General features: G+C 73.4%; 17 protein-coding genes. 8 read left to right on the forward strand and 9 right to left on the reverse strand.

What is annotated here, in order from left to right; translation table 11 throughout:
- The first annotated feature begins 123 nt into the window (after window positions 1-123).
- Both ABD954_RS18160 and ABD954_RS18165 read left to right on the forward strand, forming a co-directional pair.
- Window positions 124-1,971, forward strand: a complete 1,848-nt coding sequence (locus tag ABD954_RS18160) for an HSP90 family protein (RefSeq protein WP_345487084.1) — start codon at window positions 124-126, stop codon at window positions 1,969-1,971.
- 2 nt (window positions 1,972-1,973) lie between these two features.
- Window positions 1,974-4,925 carry a hypothetical protein gene (locus tag ABD954_RS18165; RefSeq protein ID WP_345487085.1) on the forward strand — a complete coding sequence of 984 codons (2,952 nt, stop codon included), beginning with the start codon at window positions 1,974-1,976 and terminating at the stop codon, window positions 4,923-4,925.
- A 113-nt stretch (window positions 4,926-5,038) separates the two neighbouring features.
- Here ABD954_RS18165 and ABD954_RS18170 read toward each other — a convergent pair whose 3' ends face one another.
- A complete protein-coding gene (locus ABD954_RS18170) occupies window positions 5,039-6,904 on the reverse strand; it encodes a serine/threonine-protein kinase (RefSeq protein ID WP_345487086.1) in 1,866 nt (621 codons plus the stop codon).
- Between the two features lie 71 nt (window positions 6,905-6,975).
- On the reverse strand, window positions 6,976-8,457 hold the full coding sequence (locus tag ABD954_RS18175) for a substrate-binding domain-containing protein (RefSeq protein WP_345487087.1): 1,482 nt from the start codon (window positions 8,455-8,457) through the stop codon (window positions 6,976-6,978).
- Window positions 8,458-8,603: 146 nt separating this feature from the next.
- Here ABD954_RS18175 and ABD954_RS18180 point away from each other — a divergent pair, with 146 nt between their 5' ends.
- A complete protein-coding gene (locus ABD954_RS18180) occupies window positions 8,604-9,557 on the forward strand; it encodes an NADP-dependent oxidoreductase (protein WP_345487088.1) in 954 nt (317 codons plus the stop codon).
- A 28-nt stretch (window positions 9,558-9,585) separates the two neighbouring features.
- Here the strand turns inward: ABD954_RS18180 and ABD954_RS18185 are convergent, their stop codons facing one another.
- Window positions 9,586-9,981 carry a hypothetical protein gene (locus ABD954_RS18185; RefSeq protein ID WP_345487089.1) on the reverse strand — a complete coding sequence of 132 codons (396 nt, stop codon included), beginning with the start codon at window positions 9,979-9,981 and terminating at the stop codon, window positions 9,586-9,588.
- Window positions 9,982-10,281: 300 nt separating this feature from the next.
- On the opposite strand from ABD954_RS18185, the gene ABD954_RS18190 reads away from it, so the two are divergent.
- Window positions 10,282-11,172: a glycoside hydrolase family 19 protein gene (locus ABD954_RS18190; protein ID WP_345487090.1), complete on the forward strand. Its 891-nt coding sequence runs from the start codon at window positions 10,282-10,284 to the stop codon at window positions 11,170-11,172.
- Window positions 11,173-11,183: 11 nt separating this feature from the next.
- Here ABD954_RS18190 and ABD954_RS18195 read toward each other — a convergent pair whose 3' ends face one another.
- Window positions 11,184-11,420, reverse strand: a complete 237-nt coding sequence (locus tag ABD954_RS18195; protein WP_345487091.1) for a DUF397 domain-containing protein — start codon at window positions 11,418-11,420, stop codon at window positions 11,184-11,186.
- Window positions 11,417-12,253, reverse strand: a complete 837-nt coding sequence (locus tag ABD954_RS18200) for a helix-turn-helix domain-containing protein (RefSeq protein WP_345487092.1) — start codon at window positions 12,251-12,253, stop codon at window positions 11,417-11,419. Before ABD954_RS18200 ends, ABD954_RS18195 begins: the two co-directional genes overlap by 4 nt.
- 236 nt (window positions 12,254-12,489) lie before the next feature.
- On the opposite strand from ABD954_RS18200, the gene ABD954_RS18205 reads away from it, so the two are divergent.
- Window positions 12,490-12,825, forward strand: coding sequence for a hypothetical protein (locus ABD954_RS18205; protein ID WP_345487093.1), 336 nt, complete (start codon window positions 12,490-12,492; stop codon window positions 12,823-12,825).
- Between the two features lie 321 nt (window positions 12,826-13,146).
- Here ABD954_RS18205 and ABD954_RS18210 read toward each other — a convergent pair whose 3' ends face one another.
- From ABD954_RS18210 to ABD954_RS18220, 3 genes are all read right to left on the reverse strand, one after another.
- On the reverse strand, window positions 13,147-14,043 hold the full coding sequence (locus ABD954_RS18210; protein ID WP_345487094.1) for a glycosyltransferase family 8 protein: 897 nt from the start codon (window positions 14,041-14,043) through the stop codon (window positions 13,147-13,149).
- Window positions 14,044-14,157: 114 nt separating this feature from the next.
- Entirely contained in the window at window positions 14,158-14,637 is a 480-nt protein-coding gene (locus tag ABD954_RS18215; protein WP_345487095.1) for a MarR family winged helix-turn-helix transcriptional regulator, read from the reverse strand.
- Window positions 14,638-14,641: 4 nt separating this feature from the next.
- Window positions 14,642-15,295: a DJ-1/PfpI family protein gene (locus ABD954_RS18220; RefSeq protein WP_345487096.1), complete on the reverse strand. Its 654-nt coding sequence runs from the start codon at window positions 15,293-15,295 to the stop codon at window positions 14,642-14,644.
- Window positions 15,296-15,472: 177 nt separating this feature from the next.
- Here ABD954_RS18220 and ABD954_RS18225 point away from each other — a divergent pair, with 177 nt between their 5' ends.
- From ABD954_RS18225 to ABD954_RS18235, 3 genes are all read left to right on the forward strand, one after another.
- Complete coding sequence (locus ABD954_RS18225; RefSeq protein ID WP_345487098.1) at window positions 15,473-16,834, forward strand: aspartate aminotransferase family protein; 1,362 nt, start codon at window positions 15,473-15,475, stop codon at window positions 16,832-16,834.
- A gap of 101 nt (window positions 16,835-16,935) precedes the next feature.
- Entirely contained in the window at window positions 16,936-17,661 is a 726-nt protein-coding gene (locus ABD954_RS18230) for a GntR family transcriptional regulator (RefSeq protein WP_345487099.1), read from the forward strand.
- A 122-nt stretch (window positions 17,662-17,783) separates the two neighbouring features.
- Window positions 17,784-18,437 carry a hypothetical protein gene (locus ABD954_RS18235; protein WP_345487100.1) on the forward strand — a complete coding sequence of 218 codons (654 nt, stop codon included), beginning with the start codon at window positions 17,784-17,786 and terminating at the stop codon, window positions 18,435-18,437.
- A gap of 183 nt (window positions 18,438-18,620) precedes the next feature.
- On the opposite strand, the gene ABD954_RS18240 is transcribed toward ABD954_RS18235, so the two are convergent.
- Window positions 18,621-19,385 (reverse strand): SLATT domain-containing protein, encoded by a 765-nt coding sequence (locus ABD954_RS18240; RefSeq protein WP_382745730.1) that lies wholly within the window; start codon window positions 19,383-19,385, stop codon window positions 18,621-18,623.
- Window positions 19,386-19,414 lie beyond the last annotated feature (29 nt).

Raw genomic sequence — 19,414 nt, forward strand, 5'->3', positions numbered from 1 at the left:
GCGCACCGGCCCGGCCCCCGTGCCCGGCTCCCGTGCCCGGCCCGGCCCCCGCGCACCGGCCCGCCCCGCGCACCCGGCCCGGCCCGCACGCCACCCACCGCCCTTCCCACCCCGGACTGCCCGATGACTCTGCCCGACACCGCCGCGAACCCGGCCGGCGCCGACCGCACCTTCCAGGTGGATCTGCGCGGCCTCGTCGACCTCCTCTCCCACCACCTCTACTCCAGCCCCCGCGTCTACCTGCGCGAACTCCTCCAGAACGCCGTGGACGCGCTGACCGCCCGGCACGCCCTCGAACCGGACGCCCCCGAAGGCGCCTTCGGCATCCGGCTGCTCGCCGACGGCTCGGTCGTCCGCGTCGAGGACGACGGCGTCGGCCTCACCGAGGCCGACGTGCACACCTTCCTCGCCACCATCGGCCGCAGCAGCAAGCGGGCCGACCGGATCGCCGAACAGCGGGGCGACTTCATCGGCCAGTTCGGCATCGGCCTGCTCTCCTGCTTCCTGGTCGCGGACGAGATCCACGTCCTCAGCCGCTCCGCCCGCACCCCCGACGCCCCCGCCGTGGAGTGGCGGGGACGCGGCGACGGCAGCTACACCGTCCGCACCCTGCCCGCCTCCGCCCGCCCCCGCCCCGGCACCACCGTCACGCTGACCCCGCGCGTCGACGCCGGCGAGTGGACCCGCCCCGCCCAGGTGCACGCGCTGGCCCGGCACTTCGGGTCCCTGCTGCGCCACCCGGTGACCTTCGACGACGGCACCGGCGGCACCGGCGCCCCCGTCAACCCCGAGCCCGCGCCCTGGGCCCGTACGTACCCCACGCCCGGAGCCCGCTCGCGTGCGCTCGCCGCGTACGGCACGGACGTCTTCGGCTTCACGCCCCTGGACACCATCGAGCTCGACCTGCCGGCCGTCGGCCTCAAGGGCATCGCCTGCGTGCTGCCCGAGGCGGTCCCGGCCGGACGCCGCCACGGCCACCGCGTGCACGTCAAGGGCATGCTCCTGTCGGAACAGGCCGAGGAGATCCTGCCCGAGTGGGCGTTCTTCGTCCGCTGCGTCGTCGACGCCGAAAGCCTGCGTCCCACCGCGTCCCGCGAGTCGCTGTACGAGGACGACACCCTCGCCGCCGTCCGCGACGCCCTCGCCGAGCGGCTGCGCGCGTGGATCGCCCGGGCCGCCGCCAGCGACCCCGACCTGCTCGGCCGCTTCCTGCAGACCCACCACCTGGCCGTGAAGTCGCTCGCCGTCCACGACGACGAGATCCTGCGGATGCTGCTGCCCTGGCTGCCGTTCGAGACCACCGACGGGCACACCACCCTCGACGAGTTCGCGCGCACCCACCGCACGGTGCTCGTGACGTCGAGCGTCGAGGAGTTCCGGCAGGTCGCGGCGATCGCCTCGGCCGCCGGGCTCGGCGTCGTCAACGGCGGCTACACCTACGACCGCGACCTGGTCCACCGGCTCCCCGAGATCCGGCCCGAGGTCGGCGTCGCCGACCTCGACCCGGCCACCCTCACCGCCCACCTCGACCCCGTCGACCGGGAGACGGAACTCGCCGCCGCGCCCTACCTCGCCCTGGCCCGCGACGCCCTCGCCGTCTTCGACTGCGACGTCGCGCTGCGCACCTTCCAGCCCGCCTCCGCGCCCGCCCTCCTCATCGACAGCCGCGAGGCCCGCCACGAGCGCACCCGCTCCCAGCTCGCCCGCGAGCAGGAGGGCGGCCTGTGGGGCGACATCCTCGGCGCCCTGCGCCAGGAGGCCCCCCGGGCCCAGCTGATCCTCAACCAGCTCAACCCGCTGGTCCGCACCGCCGTCGCCATCGACGAGCCCGAACTGGCCCGCACCAGCGCCGAAGCCCTCTACGGCCAGGCCGCGCTGCTGTCCCGGCGCCCGCTGCGGCCCGCCGAGTCGAGCCTCATCAACCGCTCCTTCCTCGACCTCCTCGCCCACGCCCTCCGCAAGGACAGCTGACGATGCCCACCGCACCCCACCCCCAGAGCACCGACGAGCTGTACCAGGCGCTGCGCGAGAACGACCAGCGCCCCTACGGCCGCGCCCGCACCATCACCGCCGAGGAACTGGTCGAGGCCGCCGAGCAGTTCCAGGAGACCGTCCCGCTCGTCCACGCCCTCCTCGAACTCCAGGACGCGTACACCTACGGCGCCGAACCCCGCAAGTCCCCCGTCGTCTTCGCCCGCCTGCTCACCCTCTTCGACGAGCAGCCCGACGCCTTCGACGAGCGGCTGCGCCACCAGATCTTCTGGCGGTTCAAGTGGGTGGCGAGCGCGCTGATCGCCCTTCCCGAGGTGCCCCTGACCAGCCTGCGCCAGTGGCTGACGGAGATGCGCGACCGGTACGAGAAGGCCGGACTCGGCCTCCAGCCCTACTACGCCCAGGCGTACCAGCTCGCCGCCCACGTCGGCGAGGACACCACGCTCGCCTACGAGCTGTGGGCGGGCCGCACCCGCACCCCGCTGAGCGACTGCGAGGCGTGCGAGACCTGCCGCCGCGCCCGCCACCACCTCGTGGCGGGCGACGACGAGCGGGCCCTGCGCGCCTGGGAGCCGGTCCTGGCCGGCCAGGAGTCCTGCAAGGAGGAGCCCGCCCGCTCCGTCTCGTACGCGCTGCTGCCCCTGCTGCGCACCGGCCGCACCGAGCAGGCCCGCGAGATGCACCTCGCCGGCTACCGCGCCTGCCGCCGCGACCCCTCCATGTCCGGAGAGGTCAGCCGGCACCTGGAGTTCTGCGCGCTCACCGGCAACGAGGCACGCGGCCTGGAACTGCTCGCCGAGAACCGCGGCCTGTTCGACGAGGTCGACTCGCCGCTGTCCCAGCTCACCTTCCTCACCGGCGTGGAGGTCCTCCTCCAGCGCGTCGAGCTCCTCGGCCACGGCGACCTGCCCGCCGCCGGATACGCGGGCCGCACCTGGACGGTGGCCGGCCTGCGCGCCGAGATCCGCGGCCGCGCCGACGACCTCGCGGCCCGCTTCGACGCCCGCAACGGCACCACGGCCCACACCGACCGCCGCCGGACCCGCCTCGCCCAGGCCCCGCTCCTCGACGCGCTGGAACTGACCCTGCGCCCCCGCCGCCTCGACGAGACCGCGCCCGCCGCTCCGGTCGCCGCGCCCCCGTCCCGTCCCGCCACCGAGGTGCCCGAGACGCTGCCCGAACTCGTCCTGCGGGCCCGCGCCCTGGAGGAACAGGGACACCCGGACGCCCAGGGGTGCTGGGCCCGGCTGCGGACGCTCGTCACCGCGCGCGACTACTCCCACCCCGACGACCCGGCCGTGGGCCCGCTCGTACGGCTGCGCGCGGACCTCCTGGACGACGAGGCGGGCCGGGCCGGCGAGAAGGAGCGGCACGCCGAGTCCGCCGACCTCTACGAGGAGGCCGCGGCCCTCTACGACGACGCCGGCCTGCCCGGACACGCCGCGCTCGCCCGCGCCTGCGGCCTGCTCGCCGGAGTCGAGGCCGCCGCGGGAGACGGGCCCGCGGGCGCGGACGGGGCCGAGGCCAGGGCCGCCGCGCTGACCGCCGTCCACGGGCGGATCACCCGCCTCCAGGAGGAGACCCCCGGCCTCGCCCCGTACCAGGAGGCCCGCCTGCTGCGGCTGCGGGTGACCGCGCTCGCCCTGCGCCTGCAGACCTCGGTCACCGAGGAGAACGTCGCGGCGGTCCTCGCCGAGGTGGACCTGCTGCACGCCTTCGCCACCCGGCACGACGTCATCGGGCAGATCTCCGGCGCCCTGCGGATGCGCGCCAGCACGTACGCCATCTCCGGCGACCTGCCCGCCGCGCTCACCGAGACCGACGCCCTGCTCGACCGGCTGAGGACGCACGGCCCCGCCTGGCACCTGCCCCACGTGCTCGGGCTGCGCGGCCGGCTCCAGCTCGCCCTGCACGACGCGGAGGCCGCGTACGCGGAGCTGACCGAGGGCCTGCGGCTGGCCGCCGACTGGCCCGCCGACGCCTTCGACCTCGGCCGTCTCCACGGCGATCTCGCCGAGGCGTGCATGCACCTGGGCCGCCCCGAGGAGGCGCTGCGGCAGCTGACGCGGTCGGCGGAGACGGAGCTGCGCCACGGCAACCGCACCGACGCCTTCTGCGCCTACAGCAACGCGGCCCAGCTCAGCCTCGACCTCGGGCGCGTCGAGGACTGCATCGCCCTGCTCGACTCCCTGCTGGCCGAACCGGACGTCGTCGCCGGTGAGATGGACGACCGGCTCGTCGCCCAGCTGCGGCTGACCCGCGCCCGCGCGCTGCACGCGGGCGAAGACCTCAAGGCCGCCACGGCGGAGTTCGTGGCCCTCGCGGGAGAGTCGGCCGACTGGGACGACGACCCGGGCAGCCACGCCATGATCGCCTCGGAGACGGCCGTGCTCCTCGGCGAATCCGGCGAGTTCGCCCAGGCCCGCGCGGCCGTGGACCGGGCGCTCGCCGCCCACGCGAAGTCCCCGCGCTACGGGCAGCTCAGCAGCTGCCTGCGCGAACTCGCCCGCCTCCAGGCCCAGCAGGAGGGCGCCGACGGCCTGCCCGACGCCCTCGCCTTCCTCGCCGACGCCGGCAAGGTCGCCGACGAGGCCCGCGCCGCCGGATACGAGGCCCAGGGCCGCTCCCTGGACACCGCACTGGCCTACGAGTACGGCAGGGTGCACGCCCACGCCGGCGCGTACGAGGACGCCGTGACCGCCCTGGAGAAGGCCATGGACCTGCTCGGAGAGCCGGGCGCGGACGAGGACCTGGCCGGCGAGTGGGCCGAGTGCGTCCGCCTCGCGAGCGCCGTGGAGGGCATCTACCTGGAGCGCCCCGCCCCGGCCCTGGCCCGCCTCGACGCGGCGGTCACCCGGCTGGCCGCCCACGGCCACACCGAGCTGACCGAGCCGCTGGCCTCCCTGGCGGCCGGGCTGCGCGACGAGCACTGACACGCCGGACCGGGGCCCGTCGCCGGGCGGGCCCCGGTGGTGGTGCGCGAGGGGCCCTCGGGGGTGTCTGGCGGCGCCCCTGGGGTCTTCTTTCGAATCAGGCCGGAAAGGCCCTAGTCGCGGACGTACTCGCCCGGCTCCCCGTCCGCCGACATCCCGTACAGGTGCAGGAGTTCCTTGCCCTGGTAGCGGACGATGCGGAAGTTGCCGGAGCCGTTCTCGACGCAGTCCGGGTCCCAGACGTCCGGGTCCCGGGTCTCCGGGCCGATGACGAGGAGGGAGCCCGCGCCCGCGACGACGGCCGTGGAGGCGCACGTGATGTCCTCGGCCGTCGGGTTGCCCTCGTTGTCGGTGCGCGGATAGGACTGCTCGAAACGCACCAGGGGCGCGCCGACCGGCCCCTGGTTGATGGTGACCCGGTAGACGTAGCGGTCGACCATGTCCGGCGGAACCGCGTGCAGCGGGGTCTGCTTCCAGGAGCCGACGAGGGCGGCGGGGACGACGTCCGCGCCGGCCTTGACCCGCTGGAAGGTGCTCTTCGCGACGCCGGAGGTCCACTCGACGACGTCGGTGGACCGCAGCCGGAGGGTCTGCCGGGCGGCGGGGGTGCAGCGCTGCGCGGGGACGCTCTCGGTGATCTCGGCCTCGCCGAGGACCAGTTCGCTGTCGGTGGCGGACAGCAGCACCGCCCGGCCGATGCAGAGCCGTTCCCCGGTGACATGGGTGTAGACGGCCGTCCTGGCCCCCGCGGGGCCCTGGGAGATCTCGATCCGGCTGGTCTCGTACGGGTTGTTCGCCGTGCCCCGCAGGACGCCCTCCCAGGCGCCGAGGAACGCGTCCGGGACGATCCCGGCGGCCGGCCGGGCCGACGCCGCACCGGTGGTGCCGCCCGCCGTGCCGTTCCGCCCGTCGTCGCCCCGGGCGAAGGCGCCGAACAGGCCGGGCCCGTACACGTACGCCAGCCCCGCCGCGGCCGCCACGGCGAGGGCGGTGACGGCGGCCAGGAGGCCCCCGCGGCGGCGCGGGGCGGCCGCGCGGGCCTGCGGCAGCGGTGTCGCGGGCGTGGGGTCGCCGGCCTCGGCGGGTGCGCCGTCCTCGGCCTCCAGGAGCCGGGCGGCGTGGCGGCCGAGGCGGGCGAGGACGTCGGCGGGCAGCCACGGGTCGGTCACCCGGAGGGTGTCGGCCAGCTCGGTGGCCGAGGGCCGCGCGGCCGGGTCCTTGGCGAGGCAGGCCCGGATCAGACCGGCGAGCTCGGGGGCCAGCCCGGCCAGGTCGGGCTCGTCGTGGGCGATGCGGAACATCGTCGCGTGGACTCCGCTGTCGGACCCGCCGAACGGGGAACGGCCGGTCGCCGCGTACGCCAGGACCGAGCCCAGGCAGAACACGTCCGATGCGGGCGTCAGCTTCTCGCCGCGCACCTGCTCGGGGGACATGAAGCCGGGCGAGCCGACGACCGCGCCGGTGCTGGTGAGACCCCCGTCGGTGACGGTGTCGACGGCGCGGGCGATGCCGAAGTCGATGATCTGCGGGCCGTCGACGGTCAGCAGCACGTTGGACGGCTTCAGGTCGCGGTGGACCAGGCCCGAGGCGTGGATGTGGCTGAGGGCGCGGGCGAGACCGGCGGCGAGGGTGCGCACGCTGGCGGGCGGCAGCGGCCCGTACTCGTCGTGGACCACGGTGCGCAGGAACGGGCCCGGGACGTATCCGACGGCGACCCAGGGGAGTTCGGCGTCGGTGTCCGCGCCGAGGACGGGCGCGGTGCCGGTGCCGCCGACCCTTTCCAGGGCGGCGACCTCGCGGGCGAACCTGCGCCGGAACTCGTCCTGGGCGGCCAGCTCCGGGTGCACGACCTTCACGGCGACGGCACGTCCGCCCGCCGACCGGGCCAGGTACACCCGGCCCATGCCGCCCACGCCGAGCCGGCCGAGCAGCCGGAACGGACCGATGGTGACCGGGTCTTCCGCGTTCAAGGGATCCACGTCGCTAGAGGATGCCAGACGCGCTCGCGGGCGGTGCCGGGCGTTCGGTGACCGGCCGCCGCGAGGGCGTCTCATCCTTCGCCGCAGATCCTCAGGCCCTTCGGGGTGGAGCAGGGAAGGTGGCCGTGGGTGGAGATGACGGCCTGGCCGCCGCCGCGGCTGAGGTAGGTGAGGAAACTGGAGGTCAGCGAGTCGGCGGGCGGCTGGCCCCAGGTGTAGGCGTAGGTGATCTCCCGGAACGGGTAGGGGGACGCGCCGATCTCGTCGAGGGCGGGCCGGCGGCCGTCGACGGCGATCCGGTGCAGGCCCGCGAGGCCGGTGCCGGAACGCAGCTCGGTGTAGCCGAGGGCGCCGGGCAGGGCGGCGACGGTGGACAGGACCTGCTCGGTGCTGTCGAGTTCGCAGCGCACCACCCGGGCCTCGGGGTCGTCCTTGTGGGCGCAGTCGCGGGAGGAGTGGGCGGGTTCGTTGCGGCCGAGGACCCGGCGCTGGAAGACCTCCCGGGTACCGGAGTTGGCGTCGCGGCTGACCAGCCGGACGGGCAGGTCGGGGCCGCCGAGCCGGCGCCAGTTGTCGGTCTCGCCGCGGTAGAGGCGGCGGATCTGGTCCAGGGTGAGGTTCTCCAGGGGGACGTCGTCGTTGAGGACGAGGGTGTAGAGGGAGACGGCGACCATGTGTTCGCGCAGCTGCGGGTGGCCGCCGGGCTTCCGGCCGTCGGAGAGGGCGATGAGGGCGGGGGAGCCGTCGGCGGTCCGGGCGCCCTCGGCGGCGAGCCGGCGGATGCCGGCGGCGGAGCCGTGGGCGTCGACGACGACGCTCGCGCCGTCGCAGTCCTTCTCGTACTGCCGGGCGAGCTCGCGGACGACGGGGGCGAAGGCGGTGGATCCGGTGACGGTGAGGGTTCCCCGGGCGCAGCCCATGGGCGGCGGGGTGTCGTCGCGGACCACGATGATCGAGGCGAGGGCGACGACGCAGGCGGTGAGGGTGACGGTGACGGCGCGGGCGGCGCGGCTGAAGACGGGCGTCTTGTCGTCGACGGTGGTGCTGTGGTTGACGTGGATGTCGCCGTCGCGGATCTCGCCCGTGACGGTGACGGGGCTGCCGACGGGCCCGCCGGTGAGCAGGGCGAGCAGTTTGACGTACTGGCCGCGGTTGAGCGGCACCCGGGGCAGCCTGATCTCGGAGCCGTGCCGGCCGAGCGCGGCGGTGCCGGACGGGGTGTGGGTGAGGGCGGCGGCCCGGACCGTCCGGCCGGTGAAGGAGACCGTCAGTCCGTGGGTCTCGCCGTGGTAGTCCTCCCGGCCGATCGAGACGCCGCCGTCGTTCTCGATCCGCAGCAGGACGAGCGTGGCGTCCGCCATGTTCGGTTGCTCGTTGAACAGTCCCAGGCGGGCGTCGTCCCGTTCACCCACCGGGGTGTCCAGCTGCACCCGGTATCCGATCCGCTTGCGGCGCGGTATCCGCCGCTCGATCACGAGCGAGGCGAGGGTGACGGCCACACCGAGCAGCGCGGTGAGGACGGCGATGACGTTCTCGGGGCTGACCCAGTCCACGGACGCCACCGTACGGACGTGTGTGCGGCTCCGGTGGGGGAGCCCGCGTACCGCCACCTGGAGTTCCGCCTTCCGTCATCTGTTGCCGGGGGTGGCGGGCGTGGGTCTAATGGCGACGAGGGGGCCTTCCGCAGGAGGAGAACCCCATGCGTGTCGTCGAAGTGAGCGAGTACGGCGGACCCGAGGTGCTGAGGATGGCCCGCCGCCCCGAGCCCGAGGCCGGTGACGTGCCGGGCCGGGTGCGGGTGAGGCTGAAGGCGGCCGGTGTGACCGTCGCGGACCTGAGGATCCGCGCGGGCCTGTACGTCCACGAGACGGGCGACCTGCGGCCGCCGTTCGTCCTGGGCACGGACTTCGCCGGCCGGCTGCTCGACCCGGCCCCCGGCCCCGAGGGCGGCCTCCCGGCCGGCACCCGGGTGGCGGGCTTCCGGCCCTGGCTCCAGGAGCTGAGCGGCGAGGGCACCTACGCGGAGGTCATCCAGGTCGACCCCGCCTGGCTGGCGCCCGTCCCGGACGACGTGGACTTCACGGCGGCCGCCTCCGTCCCGCTCGCCGCCGTCACCGCCCGCCAGGCCCTGGACCGGCTCCGGCTCCCGGCCGGGTCGACGCTGCTGGTCACGGGCGCCAGCGGGGTGGTCGGACGCTTCGCCGTCCAGTTCGCGGCGGCGGCCGGCCTGGAGGTGGTGGCCGTCTCCTACGAGGGCGACGAGAGCGAGCTGAAGGTCCTCGGCGCCAAGCACTGCGTGACCCGCGGCGAACCGGCGGAGGTGCTCACCAGGGTCCTCGATCACGCCCCCGAACGCGTGCACGCCGTCTTCGACGGGGCCCTGACCGGCCCGCCGATGCTCGCCGCGGTGAAGGACGGCGGCGTCTTCCTCGCCCTCGCCCCGGACCGCGCGCCGGCCGCCGAGCGGGAGATCCGCGTGGAGACCGCCCTCGCGACCCCCGACGCCCGTGCCCTGAAGGAGATCCTCCAGCAGGTGGCGGACCGGCAGCTCATCACCCGAGTGGCCGACGTCATGCCCCTGGAAGAGGCCGCCGAGGCCCACCGCCGCGCGGAATCGGGCCACCGGCCCGGCCGGATCATCCTGATGATCTGAGATCCGGCCGGAGCGGGGGCCGCCGGGGTCACTTTGCGAAGTAACCCTGCACGTCGGCGATGAGGTCCGTCGTGCCGGCGTGGTTGTAGAACGTCACCTTTCCGTCCTTCACCGGGACGGTGACGAGGTTGGGCACGGTCGCCCCGGCGGGCACGTTCAGGTGGGACGCGCCGGGGCGGGCGGTGCCGTAGGGGTACGCGGTGACGTACGTGGGCGCCGTGGTGTTGGTGGCGGTCACGTTGAGCACGACCGCCGTGACGTCGATGCCCGAGACACCCGACCGCCCCGCGACGGGCAGCGTCACCGTACGTCCGGGGCCGACCTTGGCCTTGACCACGCCCGTCCCGTTACGGGTGTCCATGAGCCGGGCCGGGACCAGCGGCTCGTACCGCGATCCGGGGCCGTCCACGTAGTACCCCTGCACGTCGGCGAGGAGATCGACGGCGCCGGCGTGGTTGTACAGATAGACCTCGCCGTTGGGTGACGACGTAGCCGTCGCCGAGCAGGGCCTCGTCCGGCGGCACGGTCACCGAGGACTTCGCCGTAGTCGTAGACGCCGGCCTGCCCATATGCGAACCGGTTCAAGAATGGGCCGTCAGTGTCGCGCGCTCCGCCTGAGCGGAAAAGTGCGGCCTCGTTCGGACCGGTTCGGTCCGGTCCAGACCATTGACAGGTCCAGACCAATCGCGCTGTGCTTGCCTTCCCCCACCGGAAGGACGAGCGCATGCTGCGACGTCTGCTCACTGTCCTCGCCGCGATCTGTACGGTCGTCGGCCTCGCCGTACTCCTCCCCACCGCGCAGGCCGGCGCCGCCCCCGCCTGCGTCGCCGCCTGGAACTCCTCCAGCGTCTACACCGGCGGCATGACCGCCTCGTACAACGGCCGCAACTGGTACGCCAAGTGGTGGACCCAGAACGAGCGTCCCGGCTCCGCCGACGTCTGGCGTGACGAGGGCGCCTGCGGAGGCGGGGGCACGACTCCGCCGCCCACGCCCTCCGGATTCGTCGTCTCCGAGGCCCAGTTCAACCAGATGTTCCCGAGCCGGAACCCCTTCTACACGTACGCCGGTCTCACCGCCGCGCTCAGCGCGTACCCGGGCTTCGCCACCACCGGCAGCGACACCGTGAAGAAGCAGGAGGCCGCCGCCTTCCTCGCCAACGTCCACCACGAGACCGGCGGCCTCGTCCACGTCGTCGAGCAGAACACCGCCAACTACCCGCACTACTGCGACGCCACCCAGCCTTACGGCTGCCCCGCCGGCCAGGCCGCCTACTACGGCCGCGGCCCGATCCAGCTCTCCTGGAACTTCAACTACAAGGCGGCCGGCGACGCCCTCGGCATCAACCTGCTGAACGACCCCTACCGCGTCGAGCGCGAACCGGCCGTCGCCTGGAAGACCGGCCTCTGGTACTGGAACACCCAGAACGGCCCCGGCACCATGACCGCCCACAACGCCATGGTCAACGGCGCCGGCTTCGGCGAGACCATCCGCTCCATCAACGGCGCCCTGGAATGCAACGGCGGCAACCCGGCCCAGGTGCAGAGCCGGGTCACCAAGTACCAGCAGTTCACCCAGATCCTGGGCGTCCCGACCGGTTCCAACCTCTACTGCTAGACCGGGGCTCCTCAGCCCTGCCAGGCGACGAACGAGGACCACGCGGACGGCTCGACGGCGAACGTCGGGCCGTCCTGCGTCTTGGAGTCACGGACGTGGACGGCGTGGGGGCAGGTGGCGACCTCGACGCAGTTGCCGCCACTGTCGTCGCTGTACGAGGACTTGTGCCAGTCGAAGGCGACCTCGACGCAGTTGCCGCCACTGCCGTCGCTGTAGCTGGACTTGAACCAGCTCAGGGGCTTGTTCATCTTCCGTCTCCTGCCAACCGCTTGATGAGCGTCACGGACGCGTCGGCGCTCAGGGCCTGTGACCGGATCTTCGCATAGCGCTGGGAGTATGTGGTCACCTTCGCCGGGTCGCTGATCAGCAGGCTCTCGTCCTGTACGTCCAGGTAGACGAGCCGGTCATGCTCTGGTGTCTCGACGAGGTTCAGCTCACCCCGGTCGGCTGCGTACTCCCCCTTCAGGCCGGCGTCCAGAGGCAGGACGAAGAGGCTGACATTGCGCCGCCCAGCACACTCCACCAGATACTCAAGCTGTTCGCTCATGATCTCCCAGCTGCCGAACGGTCGCCGCAGCGTCGACTCGTCCAGCACCAGCTCGATCATGCAGGACGGCCTGCGGTCGAACAGGGCCTTGCGGCCCATGCGCATCTGGACCAGCTCCTCGACCCGCTCCGGGGTCGTCTCCGGGTAGCTCCCGTTGATCAGGGCCCGGGCGTACCGCTCCGTCTGGAACAGCCCGTGAATGACTTGGTTCGCGTACAGATAGAGGCTCAGGGCCTTCTGCTCGATCGGAAGGTATCCCCGGAACTTCTGCGGCAGCTTCTCCATCCGTACGAGCTCCCGCAGCTCCTCGAACACCCCCGTCCCGTCCCCCAGCACCTCCTCCAGCTTCACCAGCATCTCGTCGCTCACCGGCTGCGCCAGCGTCTCCATCGCGCTCACCGCCGCGCCGCTGTACCCCATGCGCGCCCCCAACTGCTCCTGCGTCAGTCCCGCGCGCTGGCGCATTCGCTTTGCCAGCACCGCGGCCATGCGTGCCGCCGGGCCCGCCGTTTCCTTGTTTTCCGATCGTGCCATTCGCGTCCCCATTCGGTCTCGACCGATCTCAACCGGTCTCAACTGCTCCCCGCCGAATTCGACTGCCTGCAAGGCGCGTTGACGCAGGTCAACGGGTTGCCGACGCGCCCTCGCAGTCGTGGAAAACGCTAGCGTCGGCGCGGGAACATGTCCCTGTGAATGCCTCAAAATCTGAGCGGGATTCGGTCCCGTGTGATTGGATTCCCCATTCCGGTTTCCAGCTCCGCAAGGCCGGTGTGCAATTCGACGCCGTCCGCGTCGACGGGGACGACGGCCGGCGCCTCGCCGAATGGATGGGGGTCCTCACCGGAGGGGAGCCGGGGCCGGTCGTCGTGGAGGAGAACGGGCGGCGCGGGGTCTACTTCCTCCTCCCGCCGGGGACGACGGCCCACCGGTCGTGGCCCCGTGGGGTGACGCGGTTCAATTCAGGCCCCGCCCATGTGAGTTACGTGCCGGTGCCCGCGCTGACGGGCAGGACCTGGCCGCTCGCCTGGCGGTTCCCGCCGACCGGCCCGGACCGGTTCGTCCATCCGCTGCTCCTGCGGAGTGCCGTGACGGAGCTGCTCGTGTGACGGGCGGCCGATTCACGGCTGGCTCGTCGTCTGGGCCCCGGGAGGTGGAGAGCGAGCGGCGGCTCGATCTGGCGACCGGCGCCGTCAGGCTCTGGACGTGCTGCACCACACTGGCGGCAAGGGCGATCCGGCCTTCCGGGCCGCCATGGACGAACTCCGCGCAGTGGACGACGAGGCCACACGGGCGGTGTCCGAGTGAGCGCTGGCGGGAGTACGACCCGGACGAGGACGCATGACGCCTTCGTGCCGGGCGGCATGTTCACCTATCTCGCCTATCTCGTTCTGCCTCGTCACGAGTGCGTCTGCATCCGGCAGGGCGACTTACTGGTGACCGCCGCGCCGGCGCGGCACCGGTAGGGCCGGGAGCTCCTTCGCCCACGCCGTCCGGCGCAGGTACGTCGTGTAGGCGGCCTGGCAGTAAGGGGCCCACGCGACGTCGGTGAGCCAGGGCTTGTCGGGGCCGAGGAAGTGGATGATCCGGGGGGCGGCGTCGTGGCGGGGGCCGAGGAGCTCCTCGTCGACCGGACAGTTCCATTCCGGCGGGAGTTCGGCCCACGCGCCGCCGCTCACCGCGTTGAGCGCTTCCTGGTCGGCGAAGCGCATGTCCGGGTGGCTCCGCGCGTAGTGCAGGGCGCGTTCGCGGATGCGGGCGGTCCGCCAGCGGTCGAGGTCGATGACCATGACGCCCGCGTTGAAGTACTTGGTGCGCGCGGGGAGTCCGAGCTCGCGGTAGTCCGGCACGCCCAGGTCGGAGGAGACGTACGGGATGCCCTTGTCCTGCGCGACGGCGAACGGCTGCCCTCCGAGGTCGATGCGCCACAGCGGGGACAGGTCGCGGAGCACCAGGATGTCGGCGTCGAGGTAGATCAGGCGCCGGTAGGCGGCGGGGAGGAGCTCGGGCAGGAACCAGCGGCCGTAGACGTTGCGGTTGAGGTGGAGGACGAACTCGTGGTCCGAGAGCGGGAGTCCGTCGAGGTTCTCGCGGGGGAGCGGGACGAAGCGGACCCGCGTGCCCGGCGGCCAGGAGGCGAGGACGCGGGCGCGGGTGGGCGCGGTGATGCCGAGGTCGAGGACCACGATCTCCAGGGGCTCGGCCCCGGCGTGGTGGTCGATGAGCGAGCGTCCCGCGACGGCCATCGGCAGTGCGTACGCCTCGTCCACCGCGAACCCCACGCAGGTCCGCTCGTGCCGTGCCGCGGTCCCGTCGTCGCCTGCCATCCGGCCTCCCCCGCGGTGTCCGTACGGTAGGGCAGACGGGCAGACTAGGCGCCCACCGTCCGTCGGACAGCGACGGAACCGGCCAAGCTTTGGCCAAAGCCCCTGGGGGTGGGGTCAGTCCTCGCCGCCCGCCGTTTCGCCTGCCTCGACGGCCTCCAGTGCCTCCATCGCCTTCGAGAGCCGTTCCAGGACCCGTACGGTCTCGTCGAACGCCTCCTGGCCGCCCAGCTCCCGCGTGAGGCGGGCCGCCAGGTCCGCGTGGCCCGGGTCGATCCGCCGGATCGCGGCGCGGCCGGTTTCCGTCGGGGTGAGGAGCTTGGCCCGGCGGTGGGCGGGGTTCGGGGCGTAGGCGGCCAGGCCGTCCCGTACGAGCAGGTCGGCGACGCGCTGGACGCTCTGGCGGGTGATGCCCATGACGCGGGCGATCCCGGCGACCGGCAGCGGCTCGGTCAGTACGGCGCCGAGGACCTGCCACCGGGCGGCGGTCAGGCCGGCCGGGGCGGCCAGTCTCTCGGAGACGGCCAGGAACTGGCCGTTGAGACGGAAGACGCCCAGCGCCGTGCGGGACAGGGCCTCCTGCTGCGCGCGGGTCACGGGGTCAGTCCTCGTCCGCGTTGAGCTCGGCGAAGGCCGCCGGGTCGGAATGGTGGAAGAGCCGGTACCAGGCGTCCCGCTTGCCCTCGTACGCGCCGAGGCGGGCGAAGATCTCACGGGCGAAGGCGACCGGTTCGGTCGGGCCCGCGGTGATCAGGTCGCCGTCCCTGACGGCGTCGGCCTCCACGTACCGCTCGCCGCCCTTGTAGCCGGTGGCCGCCAGGTAGAAGGAGGCGGCGCTGGTGTGCGGGCGGTCGTCGAGCAGGCCCTCCTTGGCGAGCCCGGCGGTGGCGCCGCAGATCGCCGCGACGGGGACACCGGCGTCGAGGAAGGCGCGGGCCTTGGCGGTGAAGGGGGCGAGCTCGTCGCCCTCGTCGTACTGCTCGGCGCCCGGGAGGATCAGCAGGGCGCTGTCCTCGGGCGTGAGGTCGGCGAGGGAGAGGTCCGGGACGATCCGGATGCCGGCGATCGTCGTCACGGGCTCCCCGGCGGTCGTGCCGACGGTCCGGACCGTGTAGCCGGCGCGCGCGAGCCAGGCGGTGGCGTGGCCCGTCTCCCAGTCGGCGAGCGTGTCGTAGACGGCGAGATGGACGGTGGTGCGGGCGTCGGTGGTGGCGTTGGTGGTGCTGGCGTCGGTGGTGCGGGCGGTGCTGGTCATGGCGGCCTCCCCGGCTCCGTGGGACGAATCTCCCTATGACAGAAGGCTGTCATGATGACAGGATGCTGTCAATGGCGTTCGGAATTCGTCGAGGGAGTCAACGTGTCGGGTCCGCCCCCGTCTCGGTGGACAAGATGGTCATGGCCCCTCCCACCTGCGCATACCTACGCTCGACGCATGACCCCTCATGTCGAACCCGACCCCCAGGCCGGTGCGGCCGTCAAAGCGGCCGACCGCGCGCACGTCTTCCACTCCTGGTCCGCCCAGGGCCTGATCGACCCGCTCGCCGTCGCCGGCGCCGAGGGTTCGTACTTCTGGGACTACGACGGGAACCGCTACCTCGACTTCACCAGCGGCCTCGTCTACACCAACATCGGCTACCAGCACCCCAAGGTCGTCGCCGCCATCCAGGAGCAGGCCGGGAAGCTCGCCACCTTCGCGCCCGCCTTCGCCGTGGACGTCCGCTCCGAGGCCGCACGCCTCATCGCCGAGCGCACCCCCGGCGACCTCAACAAGATCTTCTTCACCAACGGCGGCGCCGAGGCCGTCGAGAACGCCGTCCGCATGGCCCGGCTGCACACGGGCCGTACGAAGCTGCTCTCCGCCTACCGCTCGTACCACGGCGCCACCTCCACCGCGATCAACCTGACCGGCGACCCGCGCCGCTGGGCCTCCGACACCGCCTCCGCCGGCGTCGTGCACTTCTGGGCGCCGTTCCTCTACCGCTCGCCCTTCTACGCCACCACCGAGGCGGAGGAGTGCGCGCGGGCCCTCCAGCACCTCGAGGACACCATCGCCTTCGAGGGCCCGCAGACCATCGCCGCGATCATCCTGGAGAGCGTCCCGGGCACCGCCGGCATCATGATCCCGCCGCCCGGCTACCTCGCCGGCGTGCGCGAGATCTGCGACAGGTACGGCATCGTCCTCATCCTCGACGAGGTCATGGCCGGCTTCGGCCGCACCGGCAGGTGGTTCGCCGCCGAGCACTTCGACGTCGTGCCCGACCTGCTGACCTTCGCCAAGGGCGTCAACTCCGGATACGTGCCGCTCGGCGGCGTCGCCATCAGCGAGGAGATCGCCGCCACCTTCGACAAGCGGCCCTACCCGGGCGGTCTGACCTACTCCGGTCACCCGCTGGCCTGCGCCGCCGCCGTCGCCACCATCCACGTCATGGAGGACGAGAAGGTCGTCGAGCACGCCGCCCACATCGGCGAGACCGTCCTCGGCCCCGGCCTGCGCGAGCTCGCCGAGCGCCACCCCTCGGTCGGCGAGGTACGCGGACTCGGCGTCTTCTGGGCGCTCGACCTGGTCAGGAACAAGGAGACCCGCGAACCGCTCGTCCCGTACAACGCGGCGGGCGAGGCCAACGCGCCGATGGCCGCCTTCGCCGCCGAGGCGAAGAAGAACGGCCTGTGGCCCTTCGTGAACATGAACCGCACCCACGCCGTCCCCGCCTGCAACATCAGCGAGGCGGAGGCCAAGGAGGGCCTCGCCGCCCTCGACGCGGCGCTCACCGTGGCCGACCGGCACACGGTCTGACCGGCTCACCACCCGCGCCCGGCGCACGGCGCGTGACGTGATCGGCCCCCTCCGTGGTCTCGACTAGGGTGTCCGGGAACCGGACGGAGGGGGCCGCACACATGCCCGCGAGCGGAGCTGTCACCCGCAATACCCTGCGGCGGCAGATCGCGGACGCGCTCCGTGACGAGGTCCTCGCAGGGCGTCTCCAGCCCGGCGAGGAATTCACCGTGAAGCAGATCGCCGAGCAGTACGGAGTGTCCGCGACACCCGTGCGCGAAGCCCTCGTCGACCTCTGCGCCCAGGGGCTCCTCGACTCCGACCAGCACCGCGGCTTCCGCGTGCACCAGTTCTCGGTCGACGACTACCGGGGCATGGTCGAGGCCCGGATGCTCGTCGTCGACGGCATCTTCCGCCGACACGCCCCGCGCACCACGCCGCCCCCGCAGGCCCCGCCGGGCGCCGGCACCGCCGACCCGGACGTCTCCGCCGGGGTCGCCCTCGTGTCGATACGGCGCCGGGGCGAGGCGGCCGCCCGCGCGGCCCGGGCCGGTGACCTCGACGTCCTCATCGGCTACGACATCCGCTACTGGCGCGAGCTGGGCCGGCTGGTCTCCGCCAACGACTACATCGCCGACTTCCTGCACCGGCTGCGCGTCCAGGCCTGGGTGTTCTCCGTGCCCTACCTGCGCTCCGACCGCGACCTGCTCGGCTGGCTGTGGAGCGGCCACGTCGACCTGGTGGACGCGATCACGCGCGGCGACGGGGACGGGGCCGTCGCGGTCGTACGGGAGTACAACGCGCGGTCGCTGGAGTGGGCGGACCGGCTGGACGCCCGCGCGGGTTGAGGCGGCCCTTCCGGGGGCAGTCCCCCCGTACGCGTCGCCCGTGCGACGCGGCCGGACTACCCTGGCGGTCCCCGTGACCGATCCGCGGGACGACCGCGCAACTGACGGAGAGCGAGCATCCCTTGGCCTGTGACCTGTGGCTGGTCCCCCTCGTCGACGTGCTGTGCCACAGCCCCGACAACCCCTTCGCCGAAGAGATCGCGTCCTACGACCACGCCCTGACCGCGGCCGGCCTGCCCACCGTGCCCGTCTACGCGTACATGCCGGGACTGTCCGGGGACGTCGCCCCCGTCGCCGGCTTCGACTACGAGGCCCTGCACTTCCTGCGCCGCGCCTATCTGCTCCAGATGTGCGGACTGCCCGTCGAACCGGTCGGCGAGCTCGGCGGGGACTACGAGCAGCTCCTGGAGATGTTCGAGGCGACCGCCCAGCAGTCCCACCTGGTGTGGCACTACGACCACGCCGGTGCCTACGTGCCGGTCGACTTCCCCGCGCCGCTGAGCAACGACCGGCTCCTGGAGGGCGGCGGCCCGCTCGGCTCCTCGCACGGGCTGCTGCGCGAGCTGGAGTTCGTGGCGCCCGCGATCGGCATCGACCCGGCCAACCCGCCCGCCGCCCCGCGGCCCCCGGACCGGCCCACCGCCCTGGAGGAGCCCGCCGCCCCGGTCCCGTACCAGGACGACAGCCCCTTCGCCCGGGAGCGCCACGTCTGGCTCGGCCTGCACGCGGCGGCGACCCGGAGCCTCGGCCAGGGCTCCATGATCATCCTGAGCTAGCCCCCGGGGCGGAGAGGCGCCGCGCCCCCGGGCGCCGCGCCCTCCCAAGCGTCGGGCCCTCCCAAGCGTCGGGCCCGTTCTCCTTGGGTACCGATACGGCCAGGGGGTCGCCGTACCCGTACGGGACCCCCCGTACGGGACGCCCTCCCGTACGGGCCCCCGACCGGGCCGCCCCCGCAACCATCAGCGCGGCTCCGGCGGGCGTTGCCGGGGCATGTTGGGCCGGGTGCCCGGCGGCAGCGGGAAACGGCCCGCGGGGTGACTGGTCTCGGGCCGGGCCGGGGCCGTGCCGACCGACTGCAGGGCCAGCGGCGCCGGGCCCGAGCGGAACTCGACCATCCAGTCGGCGGTCTCCGCCCGAACGAGCTCGGTCACGTCCTCCTGGAAGCGGCGCAGCACGCCCAGGCAGCGCTCGGCGGCCTCGCCGGCCGTGCCCTCGGTGGGGCCGAGGACCTCCCGCACGCTCTCCGAGGCCCAGTCGAACTGGAGGGCCTGGAGCCGCCGCTGCACCGCCTGGGCGGTGGCCATGTCCCTGATCCAGCCGGAGGTCAGGCCGAAGTGGCGGTCGCAGGCCAGGCAGGCGGCGCCGAGGAGCAGCGAGAGGTAGCCCCAGCCGGCCGCCCCCTCGACGGCCCCCGCGAGGTCGAGCAGCGGCAGCGCCGCTCCGGCGATCACCCCGAGGGCGGTGCCGACGCGCAGCACGCGTGCCCAGCGGCGCTTCCGGACGCGGTCGGAGAGGTACCACTCGGCGGTGCGCAGCGCGTGGGACTCCACCCAGCGGTAGAGCTCGTCCAGCCGCTCGGCGGGCTCGCCCCAGTCGCCGAGCGGGAACGGGGCCCCGGTCAGGTCGGGACGGGCGGCCGGACGTCCGGGCTTCTCCGGGCCGCCGGAGCGCCCCGGGGTCGCGGGCGTGTCCGGACCTTCGGGATTCCCCGGCTGCGGCTGCATGTCCGGCTGCTGGCTCACCGGGGAACTCC

The organism is Streptomyces roseoviridis, from assembly GCF_039535235.1.
GTDB classification, from domain to species: domain Bacteria; phylum Actinomycetota; class Actinomycetes; order Streptomycetales; family Streptomycetaceae; genus Streptomyces; species Streptomyces roseoviridis.